Here is a 20,712-nt window from a genome sequence, read left to right on the forward strand (position 1 = left end):
GTGGGATCCACCGGGGGGCGCGCCGCCCGCGCGCCCCGGCGCAGCCCGACCACTTACCTCTTCGTCGCCGGCTATGTGATCCTGCTGGCCGCCTTCGGGATCGTGCCGACCGGCTACGCCATCTATTTCGCCTTCACCACCGCCGACGGCGCCTTCACCGGATTCGGCAACTTCGTCACCAACGCGGACGACTTCCGCTTCCTGCCGGCCGTCGGGCACATCGCCCTGTACCTGGTGTTCTGGCTCGCCCTGCTCGTGATCCTGGTCGTCGCGCTGTCGCTGCTGCTGCACCGGTTGGCGTCGCACGGGGTCAGCAGAGCCCTGCGGTTCCTCTTCTACATACCCGGAGCGCTGGCGGGCGCGGCGAGCGTGATGGTCTGGCTGTTCATGCTCGACCCCACGGTGAGCCCGGTCAGTTTCCTGCTGCGCCAGATGGGCTTCGACACCTTCGGCGCGGTCATCGCGCCGGGCCATCTGCCGCTGCTGTTCGCGCTCATCGCGTTCTGGACCGGCGCGGGCGGCTGGATCGTGGTGATGCACGGGGCGCTGAACAACATCCCGGTCGAGGTGCTGGAGGCCGCCCGGATCGACGGCGCGGGCCCCTGGCACACCGCCTGGCACATACAGGTGCCGCTGCTGCGCAAGTGGATCGTCTACATGGTGATCCTGGCCTTCGCGGGAGGCACCCAGCTGTTCGTCGAGCCGCAACTGCTCTCCCAGGCCAGCGTCGGCGTGGCCGGCCGGGACTACTCGCCCAACCAGCTCTCGTACGACTTCGCCTTCCAGATGAACAACATCAACGGCGCCGCCGCGGTCTCCGTCGAGCTCCTGCTCGTCGGACTCATCGTCGCCACCGCCTTCGTCGCACGGTCGGGATTCTTCGATGCAGACTGACACCCCAGCGCACGCTCCAGCCCAGCGGAGGCGGCGAGCGGTCCGGCGGCCCGTCCCCCGGCTGCTCACCGCCGTGGTGTTCGGCCTGTCGCTGGTGTTCTTCGTCCTTCCGGTGCTGTGGCTGGTGCTGGCCGCCACCAAGACGGATCAGCAACTGGTGCACGGCAATCCGCTCTCCTTCGGGTCGTTCCACGCGCTGCGCGCCAACTGGCACGCGCTGACCGGCTTCCAGGACGACGCGCTGATGCTGTGGCTGCGCAACTCCGCGCTCTACTCCGGCGTCGCCCTGGTCATCACCCTGTGCGTGGCCGTGCCCGCCGGGTACGCGATGGCGATGACCGAGTTCCGCGGCCGGCGCACCCTGCTGGTGGCCACGCTCATCGTGATGCTGATGCCGAACGCCACCTTGGTCGTGCCGCTGTTCCTGGAGATCAACGCCGTCCACCTGATCGGATCCATGTGGTCGATCGTCCTGCCGTACGCGTTCTACCCCTTCGGCGTCTACCTGACCTACATCTACTTCACCACCGCCGTGCCCAAGGACCTGCTGGACGCGGCCCGGATCGACGGCTGCACGGAGTTCGGGGTCTTCCGGCACGTCGCCCTGCCGCTCGCGGCCCCGGTCGTGGCGCTCGTCGGCTTCTTCAGCTTCGTCGCCAACTGGACCAACTACTTCCTGCCCTACGTCATGCTCCCCGAGAGCGACCAGATGCCGGTGCAGGTCGGCCTGGGCACGCTCCTCAACAGCGTCCCCTCGTTCAATCCGACGGTCGGCTCTCTCGCGATCGAGCGGCCCCAGCTGGCACTCGCCACCCTGCTCGCGATCACTCCGGTGCTGGTGGTGTTCCTGTTCTCGCAGCGCTTCCTGATCGCCGGGATGCTCGCGGGATCCACCAAGTCCTGAGCCGCACCGCCGCATCGTCCGGCCGGCATGCGAGCCACCTACCGCCGCAGCGCCCCGAAGGAGACCCCCGCATGGCCCTCAACCCCACCGAACCGGCGCCGTCGGCGCCGGTTCCCGGCGTCACCGCCTCGGTCCCGCTGCTCGGACCGCCAGGGTGGGCCATCGCGCAGCGCGAACTGTTCGACCTGCTCGACCACGCCTGGCGCCGATTCGCGAAGGAGTTCACCGGCGAGGACGGCCGCCTGAAGTACAGCGGCCGGCTGAGCTCGCGCGACGGCGGCGACGACTTCTACGAGGTGTTCTTCAACTGGCCGCAGCTCTATCTGCTGGGCGGCGCCGACGATCTGCTCGCGGCAGCCGAGCACCACTGGGAAGGCGTCACCGCACAGCTGGCCGAACTGGACATGCTGCACAACGAGTTCGAGCGCGGCTACGACTGGTTCCACCAGGGCGAGGCCCTGCTGCTGCTGTACTTCCTGTCGATGGCCGCGCCCGAGCGCTGGACCGGACGCGCGCTGCGCTTCGCCGAGCTCTACGTCGATCCGGCCCAAGGCAACTACGATCCCGAGCACCACATCATCCGGCGCCCGCACAACGGCAGCGACCCCCAGCGGGAGGGGCTCTCCGACACCGGGTCCTATCCGTGGTTGCCGGGCGAAGCGCGAATGTACGGCTTCCCGCTCGACTGGATGGTCCCGCCCGGTGCCCCCGAGCCCGAACTCTCGCAGGACCCGCGCCTCGGCGACCAGATGCGCCATCGCATCGGCAGCGGCGACACCGCCGTCAACCTCGCAGCGGCCGGCCTGGTCCTCAACGCCTGGATCCTGTCCGGTCAGGAGCGCTACCGCGCCTGGATCATCGAGTACGTCGGCGCCTGGCGGGACCGCGCGGCGGCCAACGACGGAATCATCCCGGACAACGTGGGCACCGACGGCGCCGTCGGCAGCCAGCTGGAGGGACGCTGGTACGGCGGGCACTACGGCTGGTCCTGGCCCCATGGCTGGTACAGCGTCGGCCAGGCCGCCCTCGTGGCGGCGCTGGCCGCGGTGGCCGCCACCGGCGACGACGGCTTCCTCGACATGGTCCGCCCCGCCCTGGACACCGTCATCGGCCACGGCAGGACCATGACCTTCGCCGAGTCAGACTCCAGTCTGCGCTCCCGGTGGAGCGCCCAGCTCGCCGAGGACGCCGACACCCCCACCCTGCACGTCCCGTTCCGACACAGCGACCGGGGATGGTTCGACTTCAACCCGCCGCTGACCGCCGTCCCCACCGCCCTGTGGCACCACAGCGCCGCCGACGCCGGGGACGCCGACCGGCAGCGTCTGCAACGGCTGCGCGAGGCCAGCGGCTACGACTGGCGTACGGTCCGCGCCTTCCGCACCAAGGAGGAGGCCGGCCACGAGGAACCCTGGTTCGCGTTCCTGGCCGGCGACAACCCCGACTACCCGGAACGAATCCTGGCCGCCGCCCAGGCGCAGATCCGCCACCGCCTCGCCCGTATGGAGCGCTACCGCGACTGGGATGTGCCCGAGGAGGACATCCACCTGTGGCAGCAGTCCAACCCCGTGGTCACCGAAGCCCTGGTCCACCTCACCTGGGGCGGCCCGCAGGTCGTCTACAACGGCGGACTCCAGCAGGCCCGGGTGCGCTACTACGACGCCCGCGCCCGCCGTCCCGGCCTGCCCCCGTCGGTGGCCGCGCTGGTCACCGACATCGACCCCGCCGCGACCACCCTCGAACTGATCAACCTGGATCCGCAGGCCCCGCGCACGGTCGTCGTCCAGGCGGGCGCCTGCGCCGAACACACCATCAGGACGGTCCGGTACACCCGCTGCGAGGACTCCGCCTGGATCGGTGACCTGTACGACTACGGGCACCGCCAACCGGTCGTCTCGGAAGCCGTCGCGGCCGTCGACGGCGCCTGGCTCACCGTCGAACTGCCCGCGTCCACCAGGATCCGCCTGACGCTGGACCTCACCCTGCGCACCCGTACCCCGTCCTACCGCACACCCTTCGGCACCGCGGACGGAGGGGCGTCATGAGAATCCTGGACGCGCACCTCCACTGCTGGGACCCCGACCGGCTCAGCTATCCCTGGCTCAGCGGGACGCCCCTGAACCGCTCCTTCACCCCGCAGGACGCGGCGAAGGAACTGCCCGACGGGACCGAGGCGATCTTCGTCGAAGCTGGGCGGCGGCCGCAGGACGCAGGCGCCGAGATCGAGTGGATCCGGCGGGAAGCACGCCTGCATCCCTGGATCCGCGGCGCGGTCGCGCACGCCCCGGTCGAGGACGGGCCCCGCGTCGGCGCCCTGATCCGCCGGTACGCCGACGACCCCTTCGTCGTCGGCGTGCGCCGCAACCTCCAGGACGAACCCCCGGGCTTCACCACCGGCCAGGACTTCCGCACCGGCCTCCAGCTCCTCGCGGACGCCGGACTGCCCTTCGACGCCTGCGTCCGGGCCCACCAGGTGCCCGAGCTGGACGAACTGGCCGCTGCCGTCCCGCAGATCACGCTCGTCCTGGACCACCTGGGCAAGCCGTCCTGCGGCGGCCCCGAGGACCGGGCCTGGCGCAGCACCGTCCGCAGCCTGGCCCGCCGGCCCAACGTGGTCTGCAAGCTGTCCGGACTGGCCACCGAGGCCACCCCCGGAGCCGCCCCGCCGCTGTTGCTGTCCTGTCTGCGCGAGGCACTCGACGCCTTCGGATTCGAACGGTGCCTGTTCGGCAGCGACTGGCCGGTGATGACCCTGGCCACGCGGTACGGGCCCTGGCTGGACCTCGTCCGCACCGCGCTCGCCGGGCTGCCGCCGCAGGCCGTCGACGCGGTGCTGTACGGCAACGCAGCCCGCGTCTACCGCATCGAACCCGCCCTGCCTCGAAAGGAATCCGTGTGAGACGCCTCGCCCAGACCATCCGGCTGCGACCCGAGCACCGTGAGGAGTACCTGCGGCTTCACCGCGCGGTCTGGCCGGGCGTCGAAGCCGCCCTGCGCGCAGCGAACGTGCGCAACTACAGCATCTTCCTTCGCGAGGACACGCTGGTCGGCTACTTCGAGTACCACGGTGACGACTTCGAGGCCGACATGGCCCGGATCGCCGCCGACCCGGACACCCAGGCCTGGTGGCAGCTGACCGATCCCTGCCAGGAGCCGTGGCCCGACGCCGGCACCGGCGGCAACTGGTCGGACCTGGCCGAGATCTGGCACCTTGAGGACAAGGATCCCGCATGACAACCGACCCCCTGCGGCAGGTCGCCTACACCGGCGACCGCACCCTGCTCGTCGAGTCGGCCGTCGTGGTCGCGCCCCCGCCGGTTACGTCCGCATCGAGGTCGCCTAATCCGGCATCTTCGGCACCGACCTGCGTATCTTCCACGGCGACATGGACAGTCGCGTCGGCCCACCCGCCGTCATCGGCCATGAGATGTCCGGCCGGATCGCCGAACTCGGCGAGGGCGCGCTGGACGATGTCCTGCCGGCCGCCGAGGAACTCGGCAAGAGCGTCGTGGCAGTCGGCGTCATCAACTCCGGCCTGTTGTCGCGGGATCGCCCCGCCCCCGGCTCGAAGTACGACTACCAGGACGCCCCTGCCGGCATCATCGCCCGCGCACACGCCATCGCCGACGTCTGCGAACGCCACGGCACCACCCTTGCCCGCCGCCGCCATCGCCTTCCCCCACACCCATCCGAGCGTCGTCAGCGTCACGCTCGGCTTGCGGACCGCCGAACAGGTCAACCGGCAACATCGAACTCCGGTAGCGCCCGGCACCCGATGAGCTCTGGCAGGACCTCCGCGACCAGAACCTGCTCAGGTCCGACGTACCGGGCCGGATGACGGGGCCTTGACAGACCCGCCGCGTGAGATGCAGCGTCTCTCCCTGAAACCCCTTCGGCAGTCCTCTCGTTCGGCTGACTCAGCCATAGATTGTTAACGCTAACGCTTCAACTGTCTTCCGGGCTCCGCATGTCACAGGCGGGCTGTTGTCCTGCCCGCCTCTTGGAAGGATCGTCCATGAAAATACGCACGCACCCGCTACGCGGTCGGCGTTCGACGCGGTGGTCGGTCGCCGTCGTGTCGGCCCTGGCTGTCCTGGCGGCAGGGCATCCGGCCATGGCCGTCCAGCAGCATTCCCGGGCAGACGCGGTGGTCGCGGCCGCGCCCACGGTCGATACCCCGGCTGCCGGCAATGGGGCGCTCACCAGCGTCGATCTGTCCGGGACGTGGGGCTTCACCCCGGCGGGTCGAGCGGCGACGTCGATTACCGTGCCGGGCGGTGGCTGGTACAAGCAGGGGTTCACCGATGTGAGCGAGGCGGTGTACTCGCGCAGTATCACCGTGCCGGACTCGGGGCAGCCTCAGTCGGCCTGGATCGAGTTCGGTGCGGTGAACCACCAGGCGACGCTGTCGGTGGACGGCCGGGTGGTGGCCACGCAGACGACGGCGTTCACGCCCACGAACTTCGACATCAGTGCGTACGCCGCACCGGGTACCACGCACACCATCACGGTCGATGTGAAGGGCCGGGGCGCGCTGAAAAACCCGTCGAACGGAAAGTATCTGGTTCCCGACGCGGCTGAGTGGTCCGAGGCGGTACCCCAGGGGCTCTTCCGTTCGGCGTTCCTGCGGGTGTATCCGGCGGTGTACGTCAGTGACACATTCGCGCGGACGTCGGTGTCCGACAAGACCCTGACCTACGACGTGTCGGTGACCAACACCTCCGCAAGCAGCCGGTCGGTGACCCTGAACGGCTCACTGGCCTCCTCCTCCGGCGCCTCGTTCACCTACCCGGCGGTGCCGGCACGAACCGTCACGGTGGGCGCGCACTCGACGGCCAAGGTCACGGTCGGGCCGATCGCCTGGAATCTGGGCACCGGCTCGTACTGGTGGCCCAACGTGCCCTACCGGCCGGGGTACCGGGCCCAGCTCCACCAGTTGTCGGTGCACGTGGCGACCGACGACGGGCACACCAGCGACTCCGCGTACCGGTTCGGGTTCCGGGAGTCCACCCAGAACGGCGAGTACTACTACCTCAACGGCGTGCGGGTGAACTTCCGCGGCGACGACCTGCAGGGCGCGGACTTCGACCGGATCAACAACAACGGCAAGGGCGACGCCTACGACACCCTGCCCGGCTTCCTCCCTCCGTCCTCGGGCAACGGCGGCTGGCCGCAGGCGGTCGACAACTACCAGCACCTGAACTACAACGTGGTGCGCATCCATCAGGAGCCGGCCAGTCCGTACATGCTCGACGTGGCCGACGAGATGGGCCTGATGATCATCGACGAGACCGCTATCCGCGGCTCCAACGGCGGTCAGGACTTCGTCACCGGACACGACAACATGGTCGACCACGCCCGGGCGCTCACCCTGCGCGACCGCAACCACCCCGCGATCATCCGCTGGAGCCAGAGCAACGAACCGGACCTCAGCGGCCTCGACTCCGAGCAGTTCGAAAAAGACCTGTACGCGGCGATGAACGGCAACGACGGCACCCGGCCGGTCAGTGTCGATCAGGGCCCCGGTGCGTCGACCGGCGCGTACCCCGCCATGACGTACGCCAACTTCGCCGTCTTCCCGCACTATCTCGACGGCCTGGGCACGTATGGTGAGCGCGTCACGCCCGTGGCCGGCCGGCCCGACGGTGAGGGCGAGTTCATCTGGCCGGCGTGCAACACCAAGCAGGGCTTCGAGTGGTTCGCCACCGAGACAGCCGCCAAGCGGGGCAAGGACGCCAGTGACCTGCGCCCCTACACCCTGCTGTCCGGCTGGACCGGTGTCGTGCCCGGCACCCGGACCACCGACTTCGTCCCCGAGGAAGGCGGTCATCCGGTCTACGGTGCGGACAACCTGACCGACCCGTGGAGCAACCCGCAGATCCAGCGCATCCAGGCCGGCTTCAACCCGGCTGCCGCGATCGACCTGCCCTACTGGTCGGCATCCGGCCTCTCGAACGCCAATGGCGACTTCCCCCTTCCCGGCGCCGTTGACAACTACGCCTACGGCGCCGCGATCAGCCGCGACATCACAGTCTTCAACGACACCTTCACCGACCCGTCCGTCACCTTCACCTGGACCGCCAGGCTCGACGCACCGGACGGTGCGGTCATCGCATCCGGCAGCGCCAACCTGACCGTTCCCCTCGGATCGCGCCAGGCCCGGACGATCGCCTTCACCGCACCGTCCAGCGGCTCCAGGGTGTATCTGACGCTCTCCACCCAGCAGGCCGGAACCACGATCTTCACCGACTCCGCCGAGTACCTGACCCTGGCCGCGTCCACCAGCTCGGTGGACGACGCCGACTCCACGGTGAGCTACGCCGGCTCCTGGGGTCACACGAGCGGTGAAGCGGGCACCTACAAGGGCACCAACTCCTACAGCGACACCAGCGGTGCCACAGCGACCCTGCGGTTCATCGGAACGGGGATCACCCTTCACGGGGTCACCGCCCCCAACCACGGAATCGTGGGTGTCTCCATCGACAACGGTCCCGAGACGCTGATCGATGAATACGCCGCGTCCCGGGCGAGCGACGTTGCCCTATGGACCAGCCCCGCGCTGGCATCCGGATCGCACACCATCCACGTGCGGACGACCGGAACGCAGAACCCGAAATCCGCGCACAACTACGCGACCATCGACAGGTTCGAAATCGCCGGCCAGCCGGCCAGCGGCACCACCTACCGCATCATCAACCGCAACAGCGGCAAACCCCTCGCCATCTCCGGCAATTCCAGCGCCGACGGCGCGGGTGCCGTACAGCAGTCCGGCACCGCCTCCTGGAAGTTCACCTCCAGCACCGGAAACGCCTACACGCTGAGCTACTCGGCCACCGGCAAGCTGCTCGACGTCAACGCCGGCAGCAGCACCGTCGGGCTGCAACTACAGCAATGGACCGCCAACGGCGGCAGCAACCAGCAATGGCTCCTGCGCCCGACCGGCGACGGCTACTTCACCATCGTCAGCCGCGTGAGCGGACTGGCGGCCGACGTGTACGGGCAGAGCGCCGCGGACGGCGCCACAGTGGACCAGTGGACCGTCAACGGCGGCGCCAATCAGCAATGGCAGTTGACCCCGGCGTGATCCACACCTCACCCGAAGCACCCGCTGCCTGAAGGCGCGGATGCACCAGGTGCCCTCGGCCGACGCTCCCGGCCGAGGGCACCTCAGCGGCTGGGCAGTGAGCGCAGTCAGGGGAACCGGACCGCTCAGTTCCGGACGAACTGGACCCGGGCGGGCTGCACGACGTCCGGCGACAGTGCGATCCCGCTGACGTCCAGTCGTTCGCCGTAGATATCAGTGATCCGGATCGCTCCGCCGCACCCGCTGGACTGACGTAATCGGCAGCCGACGGGGCGTGGCGCCAGCCCCATGACCGCCGCGGCGGGAGTTTTCGGCAGGGCGGCAACCTTTCGGCGAGCGGCGGCAACTGACGGGCAGGACCCGGAGGCGATCACCCCGATCGCCCCGTCCACCGAGCCCCGACCGCCGCATGCGGCGCAGCCGGGCCCGGGGAGGGCCGTACCGCCCCCTCCAGGCCCGCGTGCGTGTCGTACGGCCGACGCAAGGAGTAGCGCCATCAACGAGACAGAGCCCAGCGGGCACCGCCGCCGCCCCAGCGGTGCCGAGCCGCGCAAGCGTGGACGCCACCGCCGGCGCTGGACGGCGACCGGCCTGCTGCTGGGCGTGCCCGCGGTTCTGGGGCCCTACCTGCTGTTCGTGCAGACCGATTCGCAGGCCACGACCGTGGACGCCACCGCCTACTACCAGGTGGTGTCCGTGCGCAGCGGCAAGGCGCTGGGCGTGGTCGGAGCGGACACGACGGCCGGCACCGGGATCCAGCAGGAAGGCCCCGCAGGCGATGCGCTGAGCCAGCAGTGGCAGCTGAAGCCGATGGGCGACGACTACTACGAACTGGTCAACCGCAACAGCGGAAAGGTCCTCGGTGTCCGGGGTGCCTCCACCAGGTCGGCGGCCCCGGCCGAGCAGCAGTCCGACGCCGGCACCGCCGCCCAGCAGTGGAAGATGGCCGATGCCGGCGGCACGGCGGTGAAGTTCATCTCCCGCGCCAGTGGCCTGGTGCTGGACCTGTACGGCGGCTCCAGCGCCGACGGCGTGCCGCTCGTGCAGTACCAGGACCGGGGCAGCAGCAATCAGCAGTGGAAACTGGTGAAGGTGGCCGCCACGGGCGGGTACGCGTGGCACAACGTCCAGATCGCGGGCGGCGGCTTCGTCACCGGGCTGGTCTTCAACCCGGCCCGCAAGGACCTGCTGTACGCCCGGACCGACATGGGCGGCGCGTACCGCTGGAACGCGGCAGGCGCCCGGTGGATCCCGCTGACCGACTGGCTGGGGGCCGGCGACTGGAACCTGCTGGGCATCGAGAGCCTGGCGACCGACCCGGTCGACCCGAACCGCCTCTACGTCGCCGCCGGTACCTACACCAACAGCTGGGCGGGCAACGGGGCGATCCTGCGCTCCACCGACCAGGGCAGGACGTTCCAGCGCACCGATCTGCCGTTCAAGCTGGGCGGCAACGAGGACGGCCGGTCCATGGGTGAGCGGCTGATGATCGACCCCGCCGACCACAGCACCCTCTACCTGGGCACCCGCAAAAACGGCCTGTGGCGCAGCACGGACTACGGGGTGACGTGGAGTCAGGTCTCGAGCTTCCCGGTCCGGGACGGCGCGAGCAGCGGGGTAGGGGTCTCCTTCGTGACCTTCGGCCCGGCCGGCAGCCGGACGATATACGTCGGCGTCGCCGACAGGACCACGTCGCTGTACCGCTCCACCGACGGCGGCGCCACCTGGCACGCCGTACCCGGCCGGCCCACCGGGCAACTGCCGCAGCACGGTGTGCTGGCCGGCGATGGCTCGCTGTACCTGACCTACACCAACGCCCCGGGGCCGAACGGCGTGACGGGCGGTTCGGTGTGGAAGTACACGCCGTCGACCGGGGCCTGGAAGGACATCTCGCCGTCCTCCGGCAGTTTCGGCTTCGCCGGGCTGGCCGTCGACGCGCGCAACCCGTCCACGGTGATGGTCAGCACGCTGGACCGCTGGTGGCCCTCCGACGAGCTGTACCGCTCCACCGACGGCGGCGCCACCTGGAAGGCGCTGGGCGCCTCCTCCGTCCGGGACGACTCCGGCGCACCGTACGTCGGCAAGGGCATCGGCCACTGGATGGGCGCATTGGCCCTCGACCCGTTCGATTCGGGGCACGTGCTGTACGGCACCGGGGCCGGTCTGTGGGGCAGCAAGGACGTGACCGCGGCGGACGGCGGCCGCTCAACGCACTGGACCGTGCCGGCCAAGGGGCTGGAGGAGACGGCGGTCCTCGGCCTGGTGGTGCCGCCCGGCTCCGGGCTGATCAGCGCGCTCGGCGATGTCAGCGGCTTCCGGCACGAGGATGTGGACAAGGTGCCGGCCGGGCCGCTGTCGGGACCGCGGTTCACCAACACCACCGGCATCGACTTCGCCGAGGCCAGGCCGGAGTTGGTGGTGCGGGTCGGTCTCGGCGGGGAGCAGCACGGCGCCTACTCCACCGATCGCGGTGCCACCTGGAAGCCGTTCGCCGGGGTCCCGGTGAGCGACGCCGGCGGCGGCACGACGGCGGTGTCCGCCGACGGCGCCACCGTGGTGTGGACGGCGTCGGGCCACGTGCCGTACCGCTCCACGGACCACGGTGCGACCTGGACGGCGGCTTCCGGGCTGCCCAGGGACACGACCGTGGTGGCCGACCGCAAGGCGGCGAACACCTTCTACGCGCTCAGCGGCGGCACGCTCTACGCCAGCACCGACGGCGCCCGGAGCTTCACCGCCCGGGCCTCAGTCCCGGGCGGCGGACGCCTCAAGGCGACGCCGGGGATCGCCGGGGACCTGTGGATCGCCGCCGCCGATGGCGGGCTGCTGCGCTCCACCGACGGCGGGGCACACTTCAGCCGACTGGGCGGCGTCCAGCGGGCCGACGCGCTCGGTTTCGGCAAGGCGGCCCCCGGCGCCGGTTACCAGGCCCTCTATCTCATCGGCACGGTGAAGGGAGTGACCGGCGTCTTCCGTTCCACCGACGCCGGAAACACCTGGGTCCGGATCAACGACGACCAGCACCAGTTCGGCGGGATCGGCGGTACCGGTGTGATCACCGGTGACCCCGCCGTCTTCGGCCGGGTCTACCTGGGCACCAACGGACGCGGCGTGCTGTACGGCGACCCGTCGTGACCGCTGTTCGCAGTGGGCGGGCGGCGGTCCTCGCCGCCCACCCACTGCGGGCAAGCGCGCCACAGGTACGCCGCCGAGTCTCATGCGAGCGCGCACATTCCAAGGAGAGAGCACCGAGGCGCATGTTCCTCAATGACGCGTCCGCGGAGTTCCACGAGTTCTTCGCAGGCCACTACGCCGAACTCGCCCGCCTCGCCCACCTGCTGACCGGCGAGGCGGACGCGGCCGACGATCTGGCCGCGGACGCCCTGATCGCCTTGTGGCAGCACTGGGACCGGTTCAAGCGAGCCGATCACCCGCTCGCCTACGCCCGCGGAGTGGTGGCCCACCTGGTGCGGGCACGGACCCGCAGCGCGGTTCGCGAGCGCCACCGGCTGGCGATGTTCTGGTCCCACCGGCCGCAGCGGATGGAAGACCCGGACGTGGCCGCCGTGGTGGATGTGCGTGCGGCCCTGGCCCGACTGCCGTTCCGCAAACGGGCGTGTGTGGTCCTGCGGCACGCCTTCGACCTGTCGGAGAAGGACACCGCGCTGGCGCTCGGCATATCGGTCGGTACGGTGAAGAGCCAGACCTCGAAGGGGATGGCCGAACTGGAACGGATACTGGGCGCACGCGCGGCCGGCGAGCTGACGGAGGGGCGGAGCCGTTGAACGAGCAGATCACCCGGCGGCTGCGCGAAGCCGCCGAGGCCCACCAACCCGACCGCGCCCGGATGCTGGCCCGCGTGGAGCGCGGCACGGCAGCCGGCGAGGCACAACACCGCGCGCCGACCACCGCCAGATCATGGCGCAGGGTGGCGATCGCCTGCCTTGCCGCGGCCGGCATCGTGGCGACCGGTGGTTTCGCCGTCGCCGCCATCGTCCGCACTCCCCCGTCCCGGCCGCAGACCGCGCACACCTCCACCAGCCCGTCCCCGACGGCGAGTTCCAGCGGTACGCCATCCGCTCAGCCCACCCGCACCTCGCCCCCGACCGGGTCCGGCCGTCCGTCGCAAGCGAGCCAAGGCCCGCTCACCGGCACACAGGCTCAGGACGGGCCCCTCCGGTCGGACGGCTCCATCGACCCGCACAGCAGCGTCTACTGGGCGCAGAGCGACCTCACCCTCAAGACCACTCAGCCCCTCACCGCGCTCACCGTCGAACTGCGGATCGCGCAGGCCGGCAAGCCGCAGAGCACCGGTAGCTGGCAGACCCGGCCCGCAGACGACTTCACCGTCACCGTGCGGCAGGAGGGTGGTGCCCTGGTCTACCGCTGGATCCTCAAGCCGGGCCGCACGGTACCGGCCGGCGAGCACGTATTCGCCGGCCAGTACAATCACGCCACCGGCGGGCGGGACGCGACAAACGACAGCTATCGCGCCAACGCCAAGGCCACCGGTGGCTCCCTCGCGGTCTGGGGAAGGTTCGCGCCGACGGGTTCGCGCTGAGGCCGGCCGAATCCGCACGCGTTCCGCGCGGGGAGCGATGGGCGCCCACGATGAGGTGCGGCTCGGTCGAGGCGGACCGGTCAGTTCAGCTTCCACTGCTGGTTGGAGCCGCCGTTGCAGGTCCAGAGGTCGATCTTCGTGCCGTTCGCGGTACTGGCGCCGAAGGCGTCCAGGCACGTGGGGTGTCGAGGTACTGACCGGTGCTGTTAGCGCTCACTTTTCCCGGCCGCGGGTCTCCGTCCGCGACTGGACAGACGCAAGGGGATTCCGCGGATACAGAACGTGCACCCACTCCATCGTGCTGTCAAGACTGGTGACGCGAATCGATTCGCGAACCGGTGGAGCCGGGTCTCGTGAGGTCTTCCGGGCGCTGGGGAATCACGGGTTTAGGGCGTTAACCGGAGGATGCACGCCAATCCGCGAAGTGTCATGCACACCTCTTGAGGGTGGACGGAATATTGTGCCAGTCTAATTCGGGCGGACCCGTCGGAGTGTTTCGGTGCCACTTCGCAGTCCCGCCCTCCCCCACTCGTGAATGTGAGCGCTAACCTCACATCGGCCGTCATGTTCCCCTTGTCAAGGAGTGTCTCCGTGAAGCAAGGAACAGGCCCTCCCATACGTTCTCACCAGCGCAGATGCGTGAACGACAGCCCCCTGTGAGATGGCGGTGATGGCGGAGTACCGTCGGCGCCGACCGGGTTGGCGACTGGCTCCTGCGGCTCCATGGGCGGAGCCCCAAAGGGCCAATCCGTCAACTTATGAGTATTACTCATCTACCCCGAGCCGACTGACGGCAGCCGCACGTTCGACGGCGCCCGGACATCCCAGGCCCTCGCTCATGAGCCCTCAGGAGACCCTGATGCGGGCTCTCCGCAGGTCCACTGGGGCGAGGCATCCGGCGAACCGAGTCGATATCGCGGGCAAACCCTCACCCGAAGTTGCTCATCCAGTCGACCGGCACACGAGTGCGGCCAACTGCCATTCTCCACCTCGCAAAGAAGGAGGAGTACATGAGGCGCAACAAATCCCTATTCCTGCCATTGGTGATCGCGGCTCTTCTCGTCCTGGCCGCTGCCGGCACCGCGCTGAGCAGCAGCCTCGGCACCAGTGCTTCCCCAGCACAGGTCGGCCCTGCCGTGGCAACCGTCGGATGTGGCAAGGCCCCGACGCTGACGAGCGGCACCCATACGATCCAGAGCAGCGGGCAGAACCGCAGTTACATCCTGCGGGTTCCCGCCGGCTACGACAACAACCACCCCTACCGGCTGATCTTCGGATTCCACTGGGTGGGCGGCACCGCCAACGATGTCGACTCGGGCGGAACCGATGGATACAACTGGTCCTACTACGGACTCAGGCGGCTGGCCGACAACGCCAACAACGGCACGATCTTCGTCGCGCCCCAGGGCATCAGCAACGGCTGGGCCAACTCCGGTGGCCAGGACGTGACGTTCGTCGACGACATGATCCGACAGCTCGAAGCGGGTCTGTGTGTCGACACCACGCAGGTGTTCTCCGGCGGTTTCAGCTACGGCGGTTCGATGACGTACGCACTGGCCTGTGCGCGTCCGACGGTCTTCCGCGCGGTGGCGGTCTACTCGGGCGCGAACCTCAGCGGCTGCAGCCCCGGTACCGGGCCCGTCGCGTACATGGGGCTGCACGGCATCCGGGACAACGTCCTGCCCATCTCCTCGGGACGGGCGCTACGCGACACGTTCGCCAGGAACAACGGCTGCACCTCACAGACCCCGCCCGAGCCCGCGTACGGCAGCCTGACCCACATCATCACCGCCTACTCCGGGTGCAAGCCCGGCTATCCGGTCGTCTGGGCCGCGTTCGACGGGGCAGGTCACGATCCCGGTCCCATCGACGGCTCCACCGGGGACGGTTGGCACACCTGGACCTCGGGCGAGGTGTGGAAGTTCTTCACACAGTTCGACTCCACACCGCCGCCCACCAGCCCGCCACCGACCAACCCGCCGACCGGTAGCCAGGAGATCGTGGGCCAGCAGTCGAGCCGCTGCATCGACATCAACAACTCCACCACGGTCAACGGCACCCAAGCCCAACTGTGGGACTGCAACGGCGGCGTCAATCAGCGGTGGACGTACACCGCCGACAAACGGCTCATGATCTACGGCAACAAGTGCCTCGATGCTTCCGGCCAGGGGACCGGCAACGGAACTGCGACGGTGATCTGGGACTGCAACGGGCAGACCAACCAGCAGTGGAACGTCAACCCCAACGGCACGATCACCGGAGTGCAGTCCGGACTGTGCCTCGACGCCAGCGCCACCAATACCAGCAACGGCACAAAAATCCAGCTCTGGAACTGCACGGGTGGAGCCAACCAATACTGGCACCTGCAGAACTGAACCGCGCTTCGGGGCCGAGCACCCTCGTGCTCGGCCCCTGGGCGATGTCCACCCGGGAACGGGCTGCGGCAGCGGGGCCGAAGGAGATCCGCGCGAGGACATGGGATGGATGTGGAAGATGTGCGTCGCTGTTCCTATCTCAATCCGCCTCCCTCGTCACATGCCGGGCGGTACAAATATCGTGACCGCACGAGTCATGGGATCGATCACCCGGCGACATCCTGCCGCACGGCTCCGGGAACCCTGCAACACAAAGCGAGGGGCCCGCGCTCCGCCGCACCGGGAGCATCCCCCCACGACTGGCCCGGAGGTCGGTAGACCATGAGTGAGCAGCAGTCAGGAGGCCTCACGGCGGAATGCAGGCATCTCAGGCTGCGCAAAATTGTTAGCGCTAACTCTCACTGGGCTCCGCACCTGCCCGCAGTGGGTGCGAGCAGGTGCGGAGCTCTGGCTGAGCTGTGACCTGTAACGGCAGCGATACCCAGCAGTGGGTCCTCGCATAAGGCCGGCCTCCCGATGTGCCGTAGGCAGCTCCGCGCTGATCTGCGGCCGGCTTCAACCAGAGGCCGGGTTGTATGCCCGGTCCCCGACACATGGCAGGAGCACTCGTGTTCAGACCTCTAACGCCCCCCATATTTCGGCGCCTTCGCCGTTGGACGCTGTCCGTGGGCGCGGTTGTCGCGCTCGTTGCCGGCGTCCTGGTCGGTGGGACGCAAACCTCGCTGGCGGCCGGTTCGCTGCCCTGCGATCTGTACGCCTCCGGCGGTACGCCCTGCGTGGCCGCGCACAGCACCACCCGCGCGCTGTACTCCGCGTACAACGGCTCGCTGTACCAGGTTCGGCGCGCGTCGGACAACACCACGCGGGACATCGGCCTGCTCGGAGCCGGCGGGTACGTCGACGCCTCCGCACAGGACTCGTTCTGCGCGAACACGACATGCCTGATCACGGTCATCTACGACCAGTCCGGCCGGAACAACCATCTCACCCAGGCGCCTGGGGGCGGAGCGGCGGGCGGCCCGGACAACCTCGCGAGCGCCACCGCCGCGCCGATCACCGTCGCCGGCCACAAGGCCTACGGCGTCTACGTCGCCCCGGGCACCGGCTACCGCAACAACCACACCAACGGCATCGCCACCGGCGACAACCCCGAGGGCATGTACGCCATCTTCGACGGCACCCACTACAACGGCGGCTGCTGCTTCGACTACGGCAACGCCGAGACGGACAGCAACGACGACGGCAACGGCACCATGGAAGCCATCTACTTCGGCAACATCAGGGTCTGGGGCTCCGGCAGCGGCAACGGCCCCTGGATCATGGCCGACCTCGAGAACGGCCTGTTCTCCGGGGTGAATGCCGGCAACAACCCCAACGACCCGACGATCAGTAACCGGTTCACCACCGCGATCGTCAAGGGTGAGCCCAACCACTGGGCCATCCGCGGAGGCAACGCCCAGTCCGGCAGCCTCTCGACCTTCTACAACGGCCAGCGCCCCAACGTCGCCGGCTACAACCCGATGAAGAAGCAGGGCGCCATCATCCTCGGCATCGGCGGCGACAACAGCAAGGGTGCCGCCGGCACCTTCTACGAGGGCGTGATGACCTCCGGCTACCCGTCGGACGCCACCGAGAACGCCGTACAGGCCAACATCACCTCCGCCGGCTACACCACCGCCTCCTCCGGCGGGACGAGCACGGGTGAGCTGCACGCGGTGGGTGCGGGCCAGTGCCTGGACGTGCCGAACGCGTCGACCACGGCCGGTACGCAGCTGCAGATATGGGGCTGCTGGGGCGGGGCCAACCAGGTGTGGACCCATACCGCGGCCGGGCAGCTGACGGCGACCATGTCCGGTACCACCCTCTGCCTGGACGCCTTCAACAAGCAGACCACCTCCGGCACCAAGGTGGTGACCTGGCCGTGCAACGGCGGGGCCAACCAGCAGTGGAACCTCAATGCCAACGGCACCGTCACCGGAGTCCAGTCCGGCCTGTGCCTGGACGTCACCGGAGCATCCACCGCCCAGGGCGCTCCGGTCCAACTGTGGACCTGCAGCGGCGCATCCAACCAACAGTGGAACCTCAACTGACCCACCTCTGTCCCACCCCCGTGGCCGGTGCACACCGGCCACGGGGCCAGATCGCGCGCCACTGGTCCGACCAGTCCCCGCCCCCACGACCAGCGCCAGATCGGTTCATGGCGCGCTCGCACGACGCTCAGGTCACCCCCGCTGACCAGTACCGAAACACCCCCCACACGAGGAGAGCGATCTTCCATGTTCGCGCGCAAAGAACAGCCCCGGCGCCGCAGAGCGCTGGCAGCAGCCACCGGTCTGACCGCCGCTACGGTGCTGGCCGTGACGGCGAGTCTCACGGCACATGCCGCCGGGGCGAGCACACTGGGCTCGGCAGCAGCAGGCAGCGGCCGGTACTTCGGTACAGCGGTGGCTGCCGGCAAGCTCGGTGACTCGACCTACTCCACCATTCTCGACCGGGAATTCAACATGATCACCCCGGAGAACGAGATGAAGTGGGACACCACCGAACCATCCCGCGGCAACTTCAACTTCGGCCCGGCCGACCAGATCGTCAGCCACGCCGCAGCGCACGGCCAGCGGATGCGCGGCCACACCCTGGTGTGGCACTCACAACTGCCCAACTGGGTCAGCTCCATCACCGACCCGACCACCCTGCGCGGCGTGATGAACAACCACATCACCACCGAGATGAACCACTACAAGGGCAAGATCTACGCCTGGGATGTCGTCAACGAGGCTTTCGCCGACGGATCCTCGCAGCAGCGCAGTTCGGTGTTCCACAACGTTCTGGGCAACGGCTTCATCGAGGAGGCGTTCCGCACCGCCCGGTCCGTCGACTCCGCCGCCAAGCTCTGCTACAACGACTACAACATCGAGAACTGGACCGACGCCAAGACCCAGGGCGTCTACGCGATGGTCAAGGACTTCAAGTCCCGCGGCGTGCCCATCGACTGCGTCGGCTTCCAGAGCCACTTCGGCACCGGCGGCCCGCCGGCCAGCTACCAGACCACCCTGTCCAACTTCGCCGCGCTCGGCGTGGACGTCCAGATCACCGAACTGGACATCGCCCAGGCACCCGCCAACGCCTACGCCAACACCGTCACCGCGTGCATGAACGTCTCCCGCTGCAACGGCATCACGGTGTGGGGCATCCGTGACAGCGACTCCTGGCGCAGCGGCGACAACCCCCTGCTGTTCGACCGCAACGGCAACCCCAAAGCCGCCTACGGCTCCGTACTCACCGCCCTCGGCGGCAGCACCGGCGGCGGGACAGGAGGGATCGTCTCCGGCACGGTCTACAGCCTGCTCAACACCGCCGGCGGCCGGGCCCTGGACGAGCCGGGCGGCCAGACCGCCAACGGCACCTTCCTGCAGGTCTGGGATTCCTGGAACGGCACCAACCAGCAGTGGCGGGCGACCCTGAACGGTGACGGCACCTACACCCTGACCAACATCGCCAGCGGCCGGGTACTGGACGAGCCGGGCGGCCAGACCGCCAACGGCACCCGCATCGAGGTGTGGGACGCGAACGGCGGCGCCAACCAGCACTGGCGCGCCACCCGGAACGGCGACGGCTCGTACACACTGGTCAACGTCGCCTCCGGCCGCGCGCTGGAGACCCCGAGCGGGCAGACCGCCAACGGCGCCCAGGTCCAGGTCTGGGACTCCAACGGCGGCAGCAATCAGCACTGGACCTTCCGCTGACCTGACCGGCCCAGGGCTGCTGACTGGACACTCCCGCCGCGACCTCCCGGTCCGCGAGTGCGGGCCCCGTCCCGCACCGTCCAGAACGACGGACTCAACCGAGACTCCGGCGCCCGCCGCCCTCTCCGCCTCTCCCGCCAGGCGGAGAGGGCGGCGGCACCGAAATCCCGGGGACTCAGCCGAACACCCTGCGCTGGATTTCCCGCCGGTAGTCTTCGAGGGTCTTGTCCAAATGGACCGTGGCCGCCTGCGCCGCCGCTTCGGCGTCACCGTCACGGATGGCCCGGTAGATGGCGACGTGCTCCTCGACCGCTTCGGGCGCGTGACCTCCGACGGTACCGCTCAGCCCGATCGTGCTGGACTGACGCTGTAGACGTCGGGCCTCCCGTATCGCCGCGACGAGGAAGGGGTTGTGCGAGGCGGCCGCGATGCTCAGATGGAAATCCTCGTCGCCTTGGTCGAACAGGTCCACTCGCCCCGTCGCCAACCCTTGTCGGCACATCTCGACGGCCGCTTCGATGGTCCGCAGTTCGGCCGGTGTCGCCCGCGTCGCGGCCAGCCGGCTGGCCGCCGCCTCCTGGACGCGCCGGAACTCGAAGAGCATGTAGACGTGGTCAAGGTCGGTGGGAAGGAAGAAGCTCCCCCACCGCGAGGACCCCAGCATGCCCTCGTCGTCCGCCACGTACAGGCCGCGGCCCTTCTGCGCCCGCACGCGTCCGATCGCGGAGAGGATCTTGACTGCTTCCCGTACGACGGTCCGGCTGGTGCCCAGGCGTGCCGCCAGCTCGTTCTCGGTCGGCATCCGGTCGCCGGGCTGGAGCCCCACCTCGGCGATGAACTTCAGGATCTGCTCGGCGATGAGCTCGTAGCGCGGCCGGTAGGAACTCGCGACCTGGCCCGACGGCTGCCCGGCCAGCTCCACCGGGGCTCCGCCTGCCGCCAGTACGGAATCGCCGTCCAACGGCGTGCCTCCTTCACCATCAACCACACCGCGCACATATGACATGCGCCGCGCTCAATCTATCACCTCGATCCAATAAGTAGTACTCATTTCCCACAAGCCGTCCGACTATATCGATAGATTCGCTACATAAACCCCTTTTCTTCCAGATATGTTTTGAGTTCCCGCCGTCCCCGGGCCGACGGGCCGG

Annotated in this window: 13 protein-coding genes and 2 pseudogenes; 13 read left to right on the top strand and 2 right to left on the bottom strand. The window is 69.1% G+C overall.

Features of this window, described 5'->3' with window-relative positions; translation table 11 throughout:
* The 10 genes and pseudogenes from AC07DC_RS28315 (at position 1) to AC07DC_RS28360 (ending at position 13,443) form a co-directional block, all read left to right on the top strand.
* Entirely contained in the window at positions 1-894 is an 894-nt protein-coding gene (locus AC07DC_RS28315; protein WP_478917430.1) for a carbohydrate ABC transporter permease, read from the top strand.
* Entirely contained in the window at positions 884-1,798 is a 915-nt protein-coding gene (locus AC07DC_RS28320; protein ID WP_478917312.1) for a carbohydrate ABC transporter permease, read from the top strand. Before AC07DC_RS28315 ends, AC07DC_RS28320 begins: the two co-directional genes overlap by 11 nt.
* A 71-nt stretch (positions 1,799-1,869) precedes the next feature.
* Positions 1,870-3,843: a DUF8034 domain-containing protein gene (locus tag AC07DC_RS28325; protein ID WP_478917313.1), complete on the top strand. Its 1,974-nt coding sequence runs from the start codon at positions 1,870-1,872 to the stop codon at positions 3,841-3,843.
* Entirely contained in the window at positions 3,840-4,697 is an 858-nt protein-coding gene (locus tag AC07DC_RS28330; RefSeq protein WP_478917314.1) for an amidohydrolase family protein, read from the top strand. Before AC07DC_RS28325 ends, AC07DC_RS28330 begins: the two co-directional genes overlap by 4 nt.
* Positions 4,694-5,032: an L-rhamnose mutarotase gene (locus AC07DC_RS28335; protein WP_478917315.1), complete on the top strand. Its 339-nt coding sequence runs from the start codon at positions 4,694-4,696 to the stop codon at positions 5,030-5,032. The genes AC07DC_RS28330 and AC07DC_RS28335 overlap by 4 nt, the downstream gene beginning before the upstream one ends.
* A gap of 220 nt (positions 5,033-5,252) precedes the next feature.
* Positions 5,253-5,647, top strand: a pseudogene (locus AC07DC_RS28340) (aldo/keto reductase); the annotation flags it as partial.
* Between the two features lie 166 nt (positions 5,648-5,813).
* Positions 5,814-8,882 carry an RICIN domain-containing protein gene (locus tag AC07DC_RS28345; protein WP_478917316.1) on the top strand — a complete coding sequence of 1,023 codons (3,069 nt, stop codon included), beginning with the start codon at positions 5,814-5,816 and terminating at the stop codon, positions 8,880-8,882.
* Between the two features lie 603 nt (positions 8,883-9,485).
* On the top strand, positions 9,486-12,017 hold the full coding sequence (locus AC07DC_RS28350) for an RICIN domain-containing protein (protein ID WP_478917317.1): 2,532 nt from the start codon (positions 9,486-9,488) through the stop codon (positions 12,015-12,017).
* Positions 12,018-12,139: 122 nt separating this feature from the next.
* Positions 12,140-12,667 carry a SigE family RNA polymerase sigma factor gene (locus AC07DC_RS28355; RefSeq protein ID WP_478917318.1) on the top strand — a complete coding sequence of 176 codons (528 nt, stop codon included), beginning with the start codon at positions 12,140-12,142 and terminating at the stop codon, positions 12,665-12,667.
* Positions 12,664-13,443, top strand: a complete 780-nt coding sequence (locus AC07DC_RS28360; protein WP_478917319.1) for a hypothetical protein — start codon at positions 12,664-12,666, stop codon at positions 13,441-13,443. The genes AC07DC_RS28355 and AC07DC_RS28360 overlap by 4 nt, the downstream gene beginning before the upstream one ends.
* Positions 13,444-13,523: 80 nt before the next feature.
* On the opposite strand, the gene AC07DC_RS28365 is transcribed toward AC07DC_RS28360, so the two are convergent.
* Entirely contained in the window at positions 13,524-13,616 is a 93-nt protein-coding gene (locus AC07DC_RS28365; protein ID WP_478917431.1) for an RICIN domain-containing protein, read from the bottom strand.
* 837 nt (positions 13,617-14,453) lie between these two features.
* On the opposite strand from AC07DC_RS28365, the gene AC07DC_RS28370 reads away from it, so the two are divergent.
* The 3 genes and pseudogenes from AC07DC_RS28370 to AC07DC_RS28380 all read left to right on the top strand — a co-directional run.
* The gene (locus AC07DC_RS28370; RefSeq protein ID WP_478917320.1) at positions 14,454-15,818 is read left to right on the top strand and encodes a ricin-type beta-trefoil lectin domain protein; all 1,365 of its coding nucleotides are present in this window, start codon (positions 14,454-14,456) and stop codon (positions 15,816-15,818) included.
* 593 nt (positions 15,819-16,411) lie between these two features.
* Positions 16,412-17,908, top strand: coding sequence for an arabinofuranosidase catalytic domain-containing protein (locus AC07DC_RS28375; protein ID WP_478917321.1), 1,497 nt, complete (start codon positions 16,412-16,414; stop codon positions 17,906-17,908).
* 186 nt (positions 17,909-18,094) lie between these two features.
* Positions 18,095-19,558: pseudogene (locus AC07DC_RS28380) on the top strand (glycoside hydrolase family 10 protein); the annotation flags it as partial.
* Between the two features lie 178 nt (positions 19,559-19,736).
* Here AC07DC_RS28380 and AC07DC_RS28385 read toward each other — a convergent pair.
* Positions 19,737-20,483, bottom strand: a complete 747-nt coding sequence (locus tag AC07DC_RS28385; RefSeq protein ID WP_478917432.1) for a FadR/GntR family transcriptional regulator — start codon at positions 20,481-20,483, stop codon at positions 19,737-19,739.
* Positions 20,484-20,712 lie beyond the last annotated feature (229 nt).

Source organism: Streptomyces sp. NPDC045021 (genome assembly GCF_056432645.1).